This is a genomic window from Candidatus Obscuribacterales bacterium (assembly GCA_019744775.1).
Classification (GTDB): Bacteria; Cyanobacteriota; Vampirovibrionia; order Obscuribacterales; family Obscuribacteraceae; genus SBAT01.
Map to the genome: position 1 here is coordinate 432,881 of JAIETZ010000002.1, position 14,277 is coordinate 447,157.

Annotated in this window: 15 protein-coding genes; 9 read left to right on the forward strand and 6 right to left on the reverse strand. The window is 47.9% G+C overall.

What is annotated here, in order from left to right; all coding sequences use genetic code 11:
* Positions 1-89 precede the first annotated feature (89 nt).
* Positions 90-1,166, forward strand: coding sequence for a hypothetical protein (locus K2Y22_05355; protein ID MBX9877866.1), 1,077 nt, complete (start codon positions 90-92; stop codon positions 1,164-1,166).
* Positions 1,167-1,168: 2 nt separating this feature from the next.
* On the opposite strand, the gene K2Y22_05360 is transcribed toward K2Y22_05355, so the two are convergent.
* The 3 genes from K2Y22_05360 to K2Y22_05370 are packed head-to-tail and all read right to left on the reverse strand — an operon-like array spanning position 1,169 to position 3,189.
* Positions 1,169-1,945, reverse strand: a complete 777-nt coding sequence (locus K2Y22_05360) for a Spy/CpxP family protein refolding chaperone (protein MBX9877867.1) — start codon at positions 1,943-1,945, stop codon at positions 1,169-1,171.
* Entirely contained in the window at positions 1,929-2,564 is a 636-nt protein-coding gene (locus K2Y22_05365; GenBank protein MBX9877868.1) for a zf-HC2 domain-containing protein, read from the reverse strand. The genes K2Y22_05360 and K2Y22_05365 overlap by 17 nt, the downstream gene beginning before the upstream one ends.
* 4 nt (positions 2,565-2,568) lie before the next feature.
* A complete protein-coding gene (locus K2Y22_05370) occupies positions 2,569-3,189 on the reverse strand; it encodes a sigma-70 family RNA polymerase sigma factor (GenBank protein ID MBX9877869.1) in 621 nt (206 codons plus the stop codon).
* A gap of 133 nt (positions 3,190-3,322) precedes the next feature.
* Here K2Y22_05370 and K2Y22_05375 point away from each other — a divergent pair, with 133 nt between their 5' ends.
* The 4 genes from K2Y22_05375 to K2Y22_05390 all read left to right on the forward strand — a co-directional run bounded on the left by K2Y22_05375 (position 3,323) and on the right by K2Y22_05390 (position 8,258).
* Positions 3,323-3,898: a tyrosine-protein phosphatase gene (locus tag K2Y22_05375; GenBank protein MBX9877870.1), complete on the forward strand. Its 576-nt coding sequence runs from the start codon at positions 3,323-3,325 to the stop codon at positions 3,896-3,898.
* Between the two features lie 67 nt (positions 3,899-3,965).
* On the forward strand, positions 3,966-6,245 hold the full coding sequence (locus K2Y22_05380; protein ID MBX9877871.1) for a CHASE3 domain-containing protein: 2,280 nt from the start codon (positions 3,966-3,968) through the stop codon (positions 6,243-6,245).
* Positions 6,238-6,909: a response regulator transcription factor gene (locus tag K2Y22_05385; protein ID MBX9877872.1), complete on the forward strand. Its 672-nt coding sequence runs from the start codon at positions 6,238-6,240 to the stop codon at positions 6,907-6,909. The genes K2Y22_05380 and K2Y22_05385 overlap by 8 nt, the downstream gene beginning before the upstream one ends.
* Before the next feature lie 326 nt (positions 6,910-7,235).
* Complete coding sequence (locus tag K2Y22_05390; GenBank protein MBX9877873.1) at positions 7,236-8,258, forward strand: flippase-like domain-containing protein; 1,023 nt, start codon at positions 7,236-7,238, stop codon at positions 8,256-8,258.
* On the opposite strand, the gene K2Y22_05395 is transcribed toward K2Y22_05390, so the two are convergent.
* A complete protein-coding gene (locus tag K2Y22_05395; GenBank protein ID MBX9877874.1) occupies positions 8,249-9,187 on the reverse strand; it encodes a hypothetical protein in 939 nt (312 codons plus the stop codon). The genes K2Y22_05390 and K2Y22_05395 overlap by 10 nt on opposite strands.
* 27 nt (positions 9,188-9,214) lie before the next feature.
* On the opposite strand from K2Y22_05395, the gene K2Y22_05400 reads away from it, so the two are divergent.
* Positions 9,215-9,799: a hypothetical protein gene (locus K2Y22_05400; protein ID MBX9877875.1), complete on the forward strand. Its 585-nt coding sequence runs from the start codon at positions 9,215-9,217 to the stop codon at positions 9,797-9,799.
* 16 nt (positions 9,800-9,815) lie between these two features.
* A complete protein-coding gene (locus K2Y22_05405) occupies positions 9,816-10,421 on the forward strand; it encodes a hypothetical protein (GenBank protein ID MBX9877876.1) in 606 nt (201 codons plus the stop codon).
* Here K2Y22_05405 and mutM read toward each other — a convergent pair.
* On the reverse strand, positions 10,418-11,257 hold the full coding sequence (mutM, locus tag K2Y22_05410; protein ID MBX9877877.1) for a bifunctional DNA-formamidopyrimidine glycosylase/DNA-(apurinic or apyrimidinic site) lyase: 840 nt from the start codon (positions 11,255-11,257) through the stop codon (positions 10,418-10,420). The genes K2Y22_05405 and mutM overlap by 4 nt on opposite strands.
* Before the next feature lie 9 nt (positions 11,258-11,266).
* Positions 11,267-12,325, reverse strand: coding sequence for a calcium/proton exchanger (gene cax, locus K2Y22_05415; GenBank protein ID MBX9877878.1), 1,059 nt, complete (start codon positions 12,323-12,325; stop codon positions 11,267-11,269).
* Between the two features lie 330 nt (positions 12,326-12,655).
* Here cax and K2Y22_05420 point away from each other — a divergent pair, with 330 nt between their 5' ends.
* Together K2Y22_05420 and K2Y22_05425 are read left to right on the forward strand one after the other, a co-directional pair.
* Complete coding sequence (locus K2Y22_05420) at positions 12,656-13,939, forward strand: Glu/Leu/Phe/Val dehydrogenase (GenBank protein MBX9877879.1); 1,284 nt, start codon at positions 12,656-12,658, stop codon at positions 13,937-13,939.
* Positions 13,940-14,065: 126 nt separating this feature from the next.
* Positions 14,066-14,275, forward strand: a complete 210-nt coding sequence (locus K2Y22_05425) for a hypothetical protein (protein MBX9877880.1) — start codon at positions 14,066-14,068, stop codon at positions 14,273-14,275.
* The last annotated feature ends 2 nt before the right edge of the window (positions 14,276-14,277 follow it).

Consider the following 14,277-nt stretch of genomic DNA (forward strand, 5'->3'; position numbering starts at 1 on the left):
TAACTGCCCCCAAGCTTAGATCATTGATTTAATGAGTGTTACAACATTACAACTAGGCTAGAATGGAAAATACTTGCAAGGAAATATCTATGTCCCTCAAGTCCGTTCGACCCTGTATTTCAGGCTTACTGTCCTGTCTCATGGCGTTTGCCCTCTGGCAGAGCCCAGCGCTTGCCGGAGACGTCGAGGACAGCATTAAGGCTATTCAGAAAGAGGCCCTGGCTAAGCAGATGGACGGCGACCTCGATGGGGCAATCGACTCCTATGAGTCAGCTTGCAATTTAGCTAAAAACGAGTACGGCGAAAACTCCAAAATAGTTGGAGCCATGTATTTGGATATGGGCATTCTTGCTCTAGATTCGGCAAAACAGTTTGACAGAGCAGAAAACTTTTTGAACAAAGCCGCGCGGCTCAATGACAATTCCGTAACCGCGCATTTAAAACTTGCAGAGTTATTAACGCTTCGCGGCACCAATGAAAAGAACTTGCAGGCACGACGCGAAATTGAAAAAGTCTTGATGAAAAATCCTCGCTCGCAACCAGCTCGCCAGGCATTGGCCATGTTTTACCAACAGCAAGGGCAACCAATGCTGTCGTTTCACCAATATTCATATCTGAATCAAGTGATGAACGGCAAATCTATTCCGCGCGATAAATTTGGTCGTGGCAGATCAATTCCCGTAGAGCCAAAAGCCGAGTTAGTTGCACCTGCCGTCTTTAAAATGCCGTCAGCACCAGCCGGTTATGTAAAACCATTACCTGTGCCAGTCAAACCAATCGCAAAACCAAGACCGAAACCAAGTGTTGTACCAAAGCCGAAACCAAAACCAAGGGCAATTACTCAACCTGTAATGCGAGAGCTGCCGCCACCTGCGGAGCCAAAACCAGCTAGAACAAAACCAGCCAAGGGACGCAACGGACTTGTGCCACCACCTCCTCCTGTTATGCCTATGTTCGGCAGCGGCTTTGCGCCACCACCTCCGGCACCAGGAACAAGCTCGCCTGCATTCAACTTAAAAACTGAAGCTCAAATTAAGAAAAAGAACAAACCAGCTCCTGAACCAGCAGAAGAGAAGGCTGAGAAACCAGCTGAAAAACCACGCGCTACTTCTGGCGATAGTCCGGACTTCTTACTTGACTGGGCATCTGAACGTAAAAAGAAATAGACTCAAATTTCAGTGGAATTGTCTCTGCCCTGCGGTTGAAATCCTGGTCTATAACCAGGACCGCCCTGCTGACGCTGCCTTTGCATCCGCGGATTGAATCCTTCGCCGCCATTGCCAAAACCGGCTCTGCTTCTAGGTTGTGGCTTAGCCTCCTGCAAGTGGCTTAACTGCTCTTTGGTCAAGACTCCGCGCATTTTGAGAAAGTCATTTACCAGAAGTTCGTCCATTTTGTCTTGCAGAGCACGGACTTCTTGGCGCTTATTTCTAATTTGCGAATCACTTGCCTTGGGATCAAACATCATGTCTTTTAGTTCACCACGCACCGTTTTTAAATTCGTGCGGACTTGTCTGACGCTTTCAGCAGTTGCTTGACGCGTGGTTTGAATTTTTTGCTTTTGTTCTTCGGTAAGATTCAGCGGGCGCAAATCGAGTGGTCCCATACCACCACTCATGCCGCCTCCCATGTTACCTCTCGGCCCGTCTCCCATTTGTCCAGCACCACGTCCACGCATCGTCTCGCGCCTACCGCCGGGACCTTCAAATCCGTCTCCGCGAGGAGGCTCGTTAAGACTTTCTTGCCCACGGCCAAATCCCCTTTGGTTCCACGAACCCGGCTGCTTTTCTCGACCCTGTCCGCGTGGCGGCGGTGGTGGCATATCGGCACCGTCAAAATCCGGTTGATTACCAGGCGGCCCGGAACCAGGCTCTGCCGATACCGGCGGCACAGTCAACAAAGCAGCCAATGCCACAAACAATATTGATTTACATCTTAAGCGCATAAAGACCATCCTCATCCGTTGCCATACCCATACCTTCCATAAGATTCGGCTGATAGCCGTCGTCAAAAGCCAGCACTTCATCGTGTGCAGAACTGGCAATTAGTGTTTTTTGTTTTTGCAGCTGATTTATCTTAGCCTCTGGTTTTTGTGTCACCTCATTGGACTGAGGGGCAGCCGCCAATTTTCGTTGCATTAGCTTTCGCACACTCGGTGTGCGAGCCACTTTTACAGGCTGAGTCGGCGCAACTTTGGTCGGTTCAACTCCGGAAGAACTGCCCACCTTAACCACCGGCTTGTTCAAAAGCTGAAAACTCAAACCGAGAATAAGACAAGCTGCCGCCGCCCAAATTACCTGGCGTTTGAAAGTCAGTACTTTTCCTTTACTTTGCGGCTTTGCTTGTGCTTTAAGCAATATCGCCTGTGAAAGGTCCTTGCCGAGACTGACTTTCGGCATTGATGAAAGTCCTTTGCTGACCATGACTATCTCAGCGAGTTCGCCGGAGCAATCGTCGCACTTACTAAGATGAGATTGCACGGAAGCTAATTCGTTGGGTGACAGTTCATTATCAAAATAGCCGTCTAATAATGGTTCGATTGTCTGGCATTTTGTATTGTCCATGTGATTACCTCGAGGCAGGGGTAGAGTCGGGAGAAAAAATGTGTGGGCGCAGAAGATCGCGTAGCTTCAAGCGGCCGTAATGAATACGTGAGCGCACAGTTCCTTGACTGGCACCAACAATTTCTGCAATGTCGTCGTAAGTAAGTCCTTCTATGTCACGCAAGACAATGACTATTCTTTGCTCATCAGGCAACTGGCTAAGAGAGTGTTCAATAACTTGAGCTTGCTCGCGCAATCTAAACTGCTCTTCCGGACCGGCTTTGCTGTCAGCTATTTGACCCAAAACAGCAGAGCGTGCTTCTTCAGCAGGCGAGATGGTGGCAGTTTGGTCAAATGACATATTTGCAATTTCCTTTTGACGCACACGCAAAATATCAAGACAAGCATTGTGCGCAATACGAAATAGCCATCCGGCAAAGACTTTGCTCTGGCGGAAATTATTCGCTCCTTCGTGTATTCTCAAGAATGTGTCCTGTACCACTTCTTCCGCTTCCTCTTGGTTGGCCAAAACTCGATAAGCCAAGTTGTATAGGCGGTCCTGATACCGCCTAACCAGGGTTGTGAAACTGTCCGAGTTACCTGTTTTCCGGAAACTCTCTAATAGTGCTTCGTCTGTTAACTCCACATCTATCTCCAAGCCGAGAAGTTGGCGGTCACCATATAAACGGTTTAGGGGGTCAAAAAGTTCAAAATTTGCGCATTAAAAAAGATAAATAATCTATAATTCAAGTCTACAAATCACCGAGAACCGAGTATCCATGAACCTATTCACCATTTTGCTGCTTTGCGCAATTTTCTGCCTGCCGGCTGTCGCCACTCCTCTTGACCTCAAGTCTTATTCCATAACCATCGACGGGCATACCTATAAGGACCAGGCCGGCAATTTGCCCAATTTCCATCAAGTACACCCTTATCTCTATCGAGGCGGCGAACCGACCGCCAAGGGACTCAAGCAATTGTCCAAAATGGGCGTTAAGACTATTATCGACTTACGCAATCCCGGTGAGAAGAAAATACCGGAAGAAAACCTCGCCTCAAAGTTGGGGATGACCTACATAAGCATTCCTATGGGTCCGCAAGCACCGACGGAATCACAAGTTAAGACCTTCGTTTCCGCTGTGGAAAACGCCAAAGACAATCCCAAGGCCGGATCCGTTTTTCTACATTGCGCGCACGGCTCCGACAGGACTGGTTGTCTTGTCGGCATCTGGCGAGTTACTCACGACAAGTTCAGCTACGACGAAGCCTATAAAGAAATGCGTAAGTACTACTTTGGACCGAAATACACACTCTTATCCGGTGCAGTCCAATCGGCAGCCGGAAAAGCCGACTAGCAGATAATCTGCATCGACGGGGCACTATCCTGGGTACATTGCGGATGTACAGAGAGCCAATTCCGCTATGCGCCTTCATTTAACCCTCACCCAAAAGGGACTAATATTGGTTGCCGTGCCACTCATTTTCCAGGTGGCATTTCTTGTTGTCTTGAGCAGCCTGAAAAACCAAATAGATTATGACGACGCGCTGGCTATAAAGGGCAAAGCTGTCCTTGCCAGCATTTATAAATTACACGGATTGCTGGTTGATGGTGAAACGGGCATCCGCGGATATTTGCTGACAAACGACCCATCATTTCGCGAACCATTTGACACGGCTAAGAGAGAGATTCGCGAACAAGGAAAGGACCTGCAAAATCTAGTTCAAGACAATTCCAAAGAGTATTTACTGGCCTCAGCAATGAATTCATTGGCAAAACAAAAACTTGCACTCTTGGACGAAATGAATTTCCTAATTGAACAAGGCGCAATTGAAGAGGCCATTCAGATAGATCTTTATCAGCGTGGTAGCGGCAAAGCAATCATGGATGAATTTCGCGCAAAGATGCGAGCCTTACTGAAAGAAGAAGAACAACTGGCTCTCATCAGACAGACAAAAGGCAGCGATTTACGACAATCGCTCAAAGTATTTCTCTACATTGGCATGTTTGTCGACTTCTTAATTGCTCTGTTATTGCTTATCTTTTTCGTCAAAGGCATTACTTCCCGCCTGCAAATCATGATGGACAACACGCAGCGCCTGGCGCGCGACGAGCCGTTAAATCCACCACTCAAGCAAATTGACGAGATATCACAACTGGATTCCGTCTTTCACGAAATGGCTGATGAACTAAGTGCGGCGACAGCCAAACAAAAGGCCATTATTGAGAGCATGCTCGTCGGCGTGATCATCACTGACGACAAAGGACACATCGAGTCGGCCAACCAGGCTGTCGAGGCCACCTTCGGCTACAGTCGAGAAGAATTACTCGGCGAACCGCTCTTGCATTTATTTCCTGTGCTGCCCGGGCAAGACCCGGAAAGTTTTATTGCAGGGCTGCGCATGAAAGCGGAAGGTCATATCTACGAGTTGAAAGCCCGAAGGCGCGACGGCGCTCTCTTTCCACTTGAGGTTTCCATGACAGAAATTGAAACGGAGCGCGGACCAAGACTTTTGGCCAATGTTCGTGACATATCGGAACGACGTGAAGTGGACAGGATGAAAAAAGAATTCGTCTCCATTGTCAGTCATGAACTACGCACACCCTTAACTTCAATTCGCGGTTCGCTCACTTTGCTTGCTTCCGGTGCCGTCGGACAAATGCCTGACGAGGCCCTGGAAATGTTGGCTATTGCTGAGCGCAATGCCGTGCGCTTGATTGCCTTGATAAACGACATTCTCGATCTGGAAAGACTGGAATCAGGCAAACTGGATATGCACTTTGCTCCGGTGCCTCTAAAAAACATTATTGCTTCGGCAACCGAAGCAGTAGCGGCCCTGGCTGCAACACAAAATGTAAAAATCGCCCAAAAAGATTCACAAGCCATTGTTATTGCCGATCAAGAGCGCCTTATTCAAGTCGTCGTCAATTTTCTCTCCAACGCCATCAAATTCTCCCCGGAGGGTTCAACTGTCGAAGTTATAGTGAGTGAGATTCCGGGCTGGACGGAAGTCTCAGTGACGGACGCCGGGCGCGGCATTCCCAAGGCATCGCGTGAAGCTATTTTTGAACGCTTCCATCAAGTGGAAGCAGGCGACGCCCGTGACAAAGGCGGCAGCGGACTTGGCTTAGCTATTTGCAAGACGATAGTTGAAAAACACAGCGGCACAATAGGCGTTTCGTCCAAAGAGGGCGAGGGATCGACCTTCTGGTTTCGCATTCCCACAGCCTATTCCGCTGTTGACTGGCTTGATAAGCTTAATTTAGATCGATCGGCAAATGTCCTATTAGTAGATGATGATCTCGAGCTTTTAGCGGTAATGCAAACCGAGTTATCCAACGGCGGCATCAACGTCACCGTGGCATCGTCCGTTGTCGAAGCAATTAAGCAAGCAAATTTGCATAGGCCGCAATTGATGGTCCTCGATATTGGACTGGGTGATGGCGAGGGTTTTGAAATTGTCGAGTCTTTCAAGAACAATCCGCACCTAAAAGACATCTCAATGCTGGTATACACGGGACGCAACCTAACAAGCGAACAGTGCGCCCGTCTGCATCTAGGACCGACCTATTTTTTGACCAAAGCCAAAGCAACAGACCAAGAATTTCGGTCTCTAGTATTGGGACTTTTGCAGCATGCACTTCAAGGTTCATCAGATCAAGTAACATCGTTATTAAGCGACGAGAGTGAATCAGATGGCTAAAATTCTTATAGTTGAAGATGATACAGATATCGCCACTATTGTTTCGCGTTGGCTTCAGCATGAAAATCACCTCGTCGAAATCAGCAAGGACGGCGAAGATGCTTCCGTCAAGTTGAAATTGAATCAATATGATCTGGTTATTCTCGATTGGATGCTACCCAAAATAACTGGTGTTGAATTGTGCCAAAAATTTCGCACTAGCGGAGGCACTACGCCTATTTTGCTTCTGACGGCTAAAAGCACAATAGAAAACAAAGAAGCCGGATTGGACTCAGGCGCTGATGATTATCTAACCAAGCCATTTGATTTAAAGGAATTATCCGCGCGTGTAAGAGCGCTTTTGCGGCGTGCAGGCGCCATATCCACCAAGACATTAAAGATAGGCGACTTGAGTTTGGATGCTGAAATGCATCAAGTCTTTGTCGGCGATACTCCCATCAGCCTAAATCCCAAGGAATTTGCTCTTTTAGAATTCCTCATGCGCCATCCCAACAAGATATTTTCCGGGGAAGCATTATTGAGCCGGGTCTGGCAATCGGATGCGATGGCATCGACAGATACCGTACGCGCACACATCAAAAACTTACGCAAAAAGATTGACCAACCCGGCAAAACCTCGCCTATTTCTACCGTTCACGGCTTGGGCTACAAAATCGAACCTTAAATCTCGCCGGCAGCTTTCTCAGTTCACACAATTTTCACGACTGGTCTTTAAGCTCATTAATGTAAGACCAAACGGTCTGCATGGGGTGTTCTAAATAGGAGGGTCTTCTATTTAATTTAATACAACATGGTTTTCCGCTTCCGTGTGATTTTGGGGCTCTCGTACTTGCCAAAAATAGCTAGCCCGCCCGCCAAGCTGTAAAGTTCTGTACTAATCTGCGACGAGTCCCTAAGTGTCAATCAAACCTCCCATCTCTGCCAAGCCAGCGCAGTAGATTCAAGAGGTTTGATTGTTTTTTGGGCTTTTTTTGATGCTAAACTCTTGGGGTGCAAGAGAAGAAAAAGAACAACTTCGGCAAACAAGTAGTCGGCATAGCTTTTGCCCTCATTCTTTTGTGGGCCGCTTTTTCCGGCAGCGACCCGAAACACTTGTGGCACTATATCCAAGGCATTCAAGCGATTTACCTTTTGCCAATAACCATAATTGCCCTTGTCGGTCATTTATTGAGAGCCTGGCGCTGGCGCATTTTGCTGGCACCCCTAACCGACAGAAAACTCGGTCTATTTAATATCTTCCTAGCGCTGATGGTTGGCTATGCAGTCAACATCATTATTCCAAGAGGCGGCGAGATTGCCCGCATCGTGTCGCTGGCACGTAGTGAACAATTACCTTGGGCCGGCATTTTGCCCACCATGCTAATTGACCGCATCCTCGATGTCGCTGCCCTGGTAATCCTGCTGGCAGTCAGCCTCGCTTATTTGCCTGAAAATATTGTCGGCAACTTACCCTGGCTCAAATCAGCCGGCGTTGGCATGGCGGTTGTTACCGTGCTTGGTCTAATTGGTCTGCCTTACTTAGGCAAGTTGCTCGAGCGCATTTTCAATTTGAGCTTTGTGAAAGAAAAGGCACCGGAAAAATTTGTCGAATTAGCAAGCAAGCTAACAGGCGATTTTGAACAAGGCACACGCTGTTTGAAAAATCCGCTCGCCTACCCGGAGATTGCTGTTCTCTCTATCATTATTTGGTTTACTTACTGGGCATGCTTCTACTTAATGCTCATGGCTTTTGGTTTGACCAATCAAGTAAGTATGCTCAACTCTTTCCTTGTATTTACAGTTGGTTCAGTCGGCATGCTTGTGCCAACGCCAGGATCAGTCGGCAGCTATCATTTCCTTGTTAGTCAGGCGCTTGTTATGTTGTGCGGCGTAGATCGCGATCAAGCGCTTGCTTTTGTAAGCCTCCTGCATCTGTTCACAATCATGCTGATACCGCCGGTAACAGCATTTGTGCTTGTAACATTCACATCATTGCGCAAAGGCAAGACCGCCGAAGGCGAAGTTCAAGGCTGAACACTTGCTCCATCGGCAGCAGCGCAAGTAACAATTTTTACGCCTTGCGTGACTGTCGCCTTGGTGCCTACTTGAGAGACATATTCCAGTTTGACTGCTGAAGGCAACTGTTCAATTTTTACTTTGTTCGGCTTGCCGTTTTTAATCACCTGCCCACAACTTACAAATACAGTCGGTGCAGTCAGACGAGCAGGAGCCACATTACCGCGCACGGGAGCCGGCAACGGAAACATCTTAAACTGCAAATCGCTGTCGGCATCAGGCAAGCGCGCATCAATGTTTGAAACATAGAGGTTGCTTGATTCCTGAATGAAATCATGATCTTTGTCGTACTGGATCAATGCAGGATTACCGGCTGAAACTTCCACATTGGATTGCACACCTTTGATATAACCAAGATCCATATTGGTCAACTTAGGAGCTTGCGCTGTCATGCCGGGCAAGCTGAATTCCTTTTGCCCCTTAATACCGAGTTCAGCTGATTCAGCCTCTTTAAGCGCGCTTTTGATATTTGCTTGCAGCAAGAGCTCACGTTGATCATCAAGCATTTGCGCGTTATTGCGTGCCTCATTGAGCAATTGTCTGGACAATGGTTCAAGATGTTTATAGCCAAGCGAGTTAACGCGGTTGTAAGTCTCACGAGACGTGAATACTAATTCGCGGCAACGAGCAACGATGTTGTTCATTCTGCCGCTTTGATCTTGAGCATTTAGCGTCTTGGCTGTTTTCAATGCCAGAGCTTCAGCGGAGTTCTGCATCATTCCTTTCATCATTTGCGGAAAAAGGAAAATGAACATAACGAAGATGGTGCCCACCATTACAAGACCGGAAATCATGGTCAAAAGAAGCATGTTGCCGGAGCTCTTACGAGGTGCTGATATTGCTTTATTCATCATCAATGCCATTCCCGAAATATCCACTTGAGACATTCTACTACCTTGCTAGCACATGTTATTATGGGCGCAAGATTAGGCTTTAAAGTAGGCAAGATGATTCGCTCTCGTGAAAAAGGACAGCAAATGGCCGACTTCACGGTGGCATTTGGCTTCTTGGTAATCTTTGTCATTCTGCCTTTGATTGACTTGGGCGTCGTGCCCGTTCGTTATTTGATGGCGCAAACGTCCGTGCGTAACTACATCAAGCAATTGTCTCTTTGCGAGACGATGAGCCAGGCTTATACCAAGGTAAAGTCGAACAATAATGAATTCGACAAGTTGCTAACAAGCGTTGGCGGCACCCATGTCAAGTCCACCAAGCTGCTTATTGTTATCAGCAGTCAGAAAAAACTAGGCAATCAAATTGAAGTAGACAAACCAAAAGCAATCCAAAAAATGTGGCAGCCGGATGGTACCAATTGTCCTTGCCAATACATGATCAAGTTGAGCGTAGACTTGGAAATCGATCCGCTAATTACTTTGCCCAAAATGCTGGGAGGAATTCCCGGACTAAGCGCGCCATTTGTTTTGACTCTTACGGAAATTGCGCCGTGGGAAAACTTAGGTATCAATCCGGCCACGCAAGAATATTTCATCAACGAATAAAGTGGAAATAAATGCCATGAAAAAACATCTGATTATTCTCACCACAATCCTTATCGTGATGTCCGGAGTTTTTCTCAGCTGGTCACAGAAACAATGCCAAGCCAGCGCGCGCGATTTTGACTGGACAATTACCGCAACAACAGAAGAGATGAAAGACTATTTTACGTTTCCGGGCAACAATCTCAACCCAATTGTCAAAGTAAGAGTAGTCTACAAAGACAAAAAAACAACCAAGGGCGAAGATGTCCCCTATGAAGACTTGTTCTTTCGCGGTTGCGAAGCAGTCGGGCTAAGACGCTATAGTGTTCTTAACATCACGAATACTGGTCTCGGCTCAATTCGTATTCAGCACAAGACTGATGACGCCGGCTCCGGAGAAACCTGTGCCGCCGCCAATACCATAACCAGACTCTTGCTTGACACTTATATTCTTGGTGATGCACCGTCTGTAGTAGTCGTGCCGCGCACATCGTTTTCGGCAGTCGCTCAGGATCTACGTCGGCAAAACTTCTTCCCGTTTGATAGTAACGCCAATGACGCAATTCCAGCTTCTGTCATTTTGTCTCTAGCTTCCGAACCCGATGGCAATCGGCAAAGTATGTATTACAACGGCGGCAATTAGCGCCTCTGGCAACGCGAACAAAAGTGCGCCGAGCGTCCCGCCAACTTAACTCTTTCAATCTTACTCCCGCATTTGGTACAGGAAAGACCAACGCGACCATAGACCAAAGCTTCGTTCTGATAATTGCCGTTGACACCGAAACTGTCTTTGTAGTCTCGTATACTTGAGCCGCCGGCAACAATAGCCTGCGTTAAAACCAAGCGGATATTTTCCACCAATTTCTTTAGCTTTGCCGCGCTTAAATCAGATGCTCTAGTCTGCGGGTGGACGCCTGTGAGAAACAAAACCTCATCAGCATAAATATTGCCTATTCCGGCAATCAACCCCTGATCAAGTAATGCCGCTTTTATAGATTGACTGCGCGTGGCCAATTTTTCCTGCAAGTAATTGTGCGTTAAGTCAGTAAGTGGTTCGGGCCCCATTTTGCTCAGTGCCGGTATTACTTCCTCAAACTTTGCGTTGGATTTTACGAACCAGAGCCGTCCAAATACACGCATGTCTTCAAAATGCAATTCCTTTCCGGATTGCATTTTGAACAAGACTCGCAAATGCTTGTCGTTTTTGTCTTTGTTGCTTTTCTTGGTTTTCACTACAAGCGCACCGGACATGCGCAAATGACATGCTAATCCACTGCCGTCATCAAAACTCATAAGCAAATATTTGCCGCGCCGCACAAAATCAGAAAAAACACGCCCAGGCACTAATTTGGCAAAGCTTTTCGCTGAAGGACACGCAATCGATTGCTCACGCAACACTTTTACCGATTCAATGCGCTCGCCGGCAAGGCTCTTTTCCAGCCCACGCAATACACACTCTACTTCCGGCAACTCTGGCACGCAAGTCCTTTAGATGAAGAAGAAGCCTATAGACAGAATAATATAAACAGCGAGCAATTGCAGACCTTCCAGCCAGTTGCACTCACCATCCAAAACAACAAGCGGCAAGATTAACACCGACAAACCGACAGCGACAATTTCACCAGCCGTGAAATTGAGATTCATCGGTTGCCCAAGCAAGAAACTGGCAAAAACAAGCACAGGGGCGACAAACAAGGCTATTTGCGCTCCCGAGCCTAAGGCTATTTGCATAGCCAAATCCATGCGGTTTTTCATAGCCATGAGCACAGCTGTTGAGTGTTCGGCGGCATTACCAATAATTGCCACCAATACGACACCAACAAACAACTTTGTCATGCCTAAAGTCTGCGCTGCCGCTTCCACAGCGTGGACAAGCATCTCAGATAAAGCCGCAACTAATATCGTTGAGACTAGCAGTACTACAAGCGAGCGCCTCACAGACCAGCCTTTAGTCCCGAGTGCTTCCTCAGCCTCATCATTCTCTTCAGCGGATCGAGTAAATAAATGTCTGTGCGTCTTTAATGAGAACCAAAGGCTGGCAAAATAAATGACGAACAATACAATGGCAATAGTAAGTGCAATATTGGACTGCCTCACCGCATGTCCTGCGCCTGTTGAAGCACCATAAACAGCAGGTACTATTAGACTTATGGCACCCAGACCCAAAAGCGTCGCCAGAGTGGTCGCAGCCGTTTTGTTGAATGTCTGAGTCTCGTAACGCAAGCCACCAACAAAAATGGACAACCCCAACACAAGCAAAACGTTTCCAACAATAGAGCCGGTAATTGATGCTTTCACAACCTCCGGCAAATTGGCGCGTAAGGCTGCCAAAGCAATAATCAGTTCGCAAGCATTGCCGAAAGTGGCATTGAGCAGTCCGCCTGGTCCTTCACCTAATCTTTCGCCAAGATATTCCGTGGCACGCCCCATTAAGCCGGCAAGCGGAATAATGGAAAGAGCGCAGAAGGCAAAAATAGTCACCGGCCCCCAATGAAGAAAATGGGACAGGACGGCCAGAGGTAAAAAAATTAGTAACCAGTTGAGCATTGCTATATTTTAGCGCCTTGCCCGACGTGTACTCCTCCGGACTCTAGAGGTTGTCGGCTGAGTCCCACATGTCAAGGACCATAGGAAGCGACGCAAGAGCGGCGAGGAGCCGGTCGTTAGCGGCGCGATGGTGTAAAGCCGGACGGCAAGCGAAGGTGAAGGCGGTGTGTTATTTCAAACACGCCGCCGGAACCGGAGCGATATAAAAAGACTTAATGGGGGATTCTACGATAGCTTTTACCTGGTAAACATCAGGGTTTCATGGCATACTACCCCCACTAATTCGACAATTGAATCTGTGTGACCCGAAACGGTCAGGAGGGTATCTGAATGGCTACAGTGAAGCCGGTTGAAATTCCAGGAATGGAATGCGAAACGCCTCACTTCCTGATGGCTCAACGACAGCTCGATGAGATAGCTCTCGAGATGGGTCTTGATCCGGAGCTTCACGAGCGTTTGCGTTATCCCAAGCGTGCTCTAATAGTCACAGTGCCAGTACGCATGGACGACGGCACAGTAAAAACATTTACCGGCTACCGTGTGCAGCACGATGTTAGCTTAGGACCAGGTAAGGGCGGCATCCGCTTCCATCCCGAAGTCAACCTCGGCGAAGTTTCCGCATTAGCCATGCTCATGACCTGGAAATGCGCCTTGATGGGTTTACCTTATGGTGGTGCCAAAGGCGGCATTCGCTGCGAACCATGGAATCTTTCTTTGGGTGAGCAAGAAAGACTAACCAGACGGTACACTTCTGAAATTATCAACTTGATTGGACCGGACAAAGACATTCCGGCTCCGGATATGTACACCAATGAACAGACAATGGCCTGGATCATGGATACATACTCCATCAACGTCGGTCACACAGTGCCTTCGGTAGTTACCGGTAAGCCTGTTTCCATCGGCGGATCACTGGGCAGAATGGAAGCCACCGGTCGCGGTGTTGCCTACTGCGTACGCCGCGCCTGCCAGGAATCTGGTATCACTGATAAATCACCATCTGTTGTTGTGCAAGGTTTCGGTAATGTCGGCGGAGTAGCTGCCAGACAATTATTCGATGCCGGCTTCAAGGTTGTCGCCGTATCTGACGTGCATGGTGGCATTTATTGCTCCGACGGCATAGACATTCCACGCTTGCAAGCCTACGTTTCCGAAATGGGTCGCGTAGAAGGCTTCAGCAACTGCAAGGCCGTATCCAATACCGAATTGTTGACACTGCCATGTGATGTGCTGGTGCCGGCTGCTCTGGGCAACCAAATCCACGAAAGAAACATGATGGACATCAACGCCAAGATAATTGTCGAAGGTGCTAATGGTCCTGTAGGTCCGGAAGCCGACAGATACTTGCACGAAAAGGGCGTACTCATTGTGCCGGATATTCTGGCTAATGCCGGCGGCGTAACCGTCAGCTACTTTGAGTGGGTTCAAGGCCTAATGCACTTGTTCTGGTCGGAAGACGAAGTGAATAAGCGCCTGGAAGAGATTATGGGAAGAGCTTGCGATCAAGTTTTTGCTATGGTCAAAAAGACAGGTCTTCGCCCCAGAATGGCTGCGCTTCGTTTGGCCGTCAGCCGCCTGGCAGAAGCTAAAAAGCTCAGAGGTCTCTACCCATAATTGTGGGTTAGTTCATCAACCAAAAGCCGCCTTTCGGGGCGGCTTTTTTGTGTCCCGCCCCGAAAGGCGGCTTTTGCTGTAGCATGAAGATAGGCACGGAAACTCACCAATTAGAGGACTACGCCAATGAGAGCCAAATTGCCAGCCGGTGAAGTCCGAGAAGCAGGGCACTACTTGTGCCAAGCTTGTCAGACCGTTTTCATTTATGAAACAGGAACACTTTCCTGCCCCAACTGTTATAAATTAGATCCACAAGAACTAATTCCCGTGTACATGGAAGATGACGAAGAAGAAAATCAAATGTACTCGGATGATGATTGGGGTTCCGGCGACTAGCC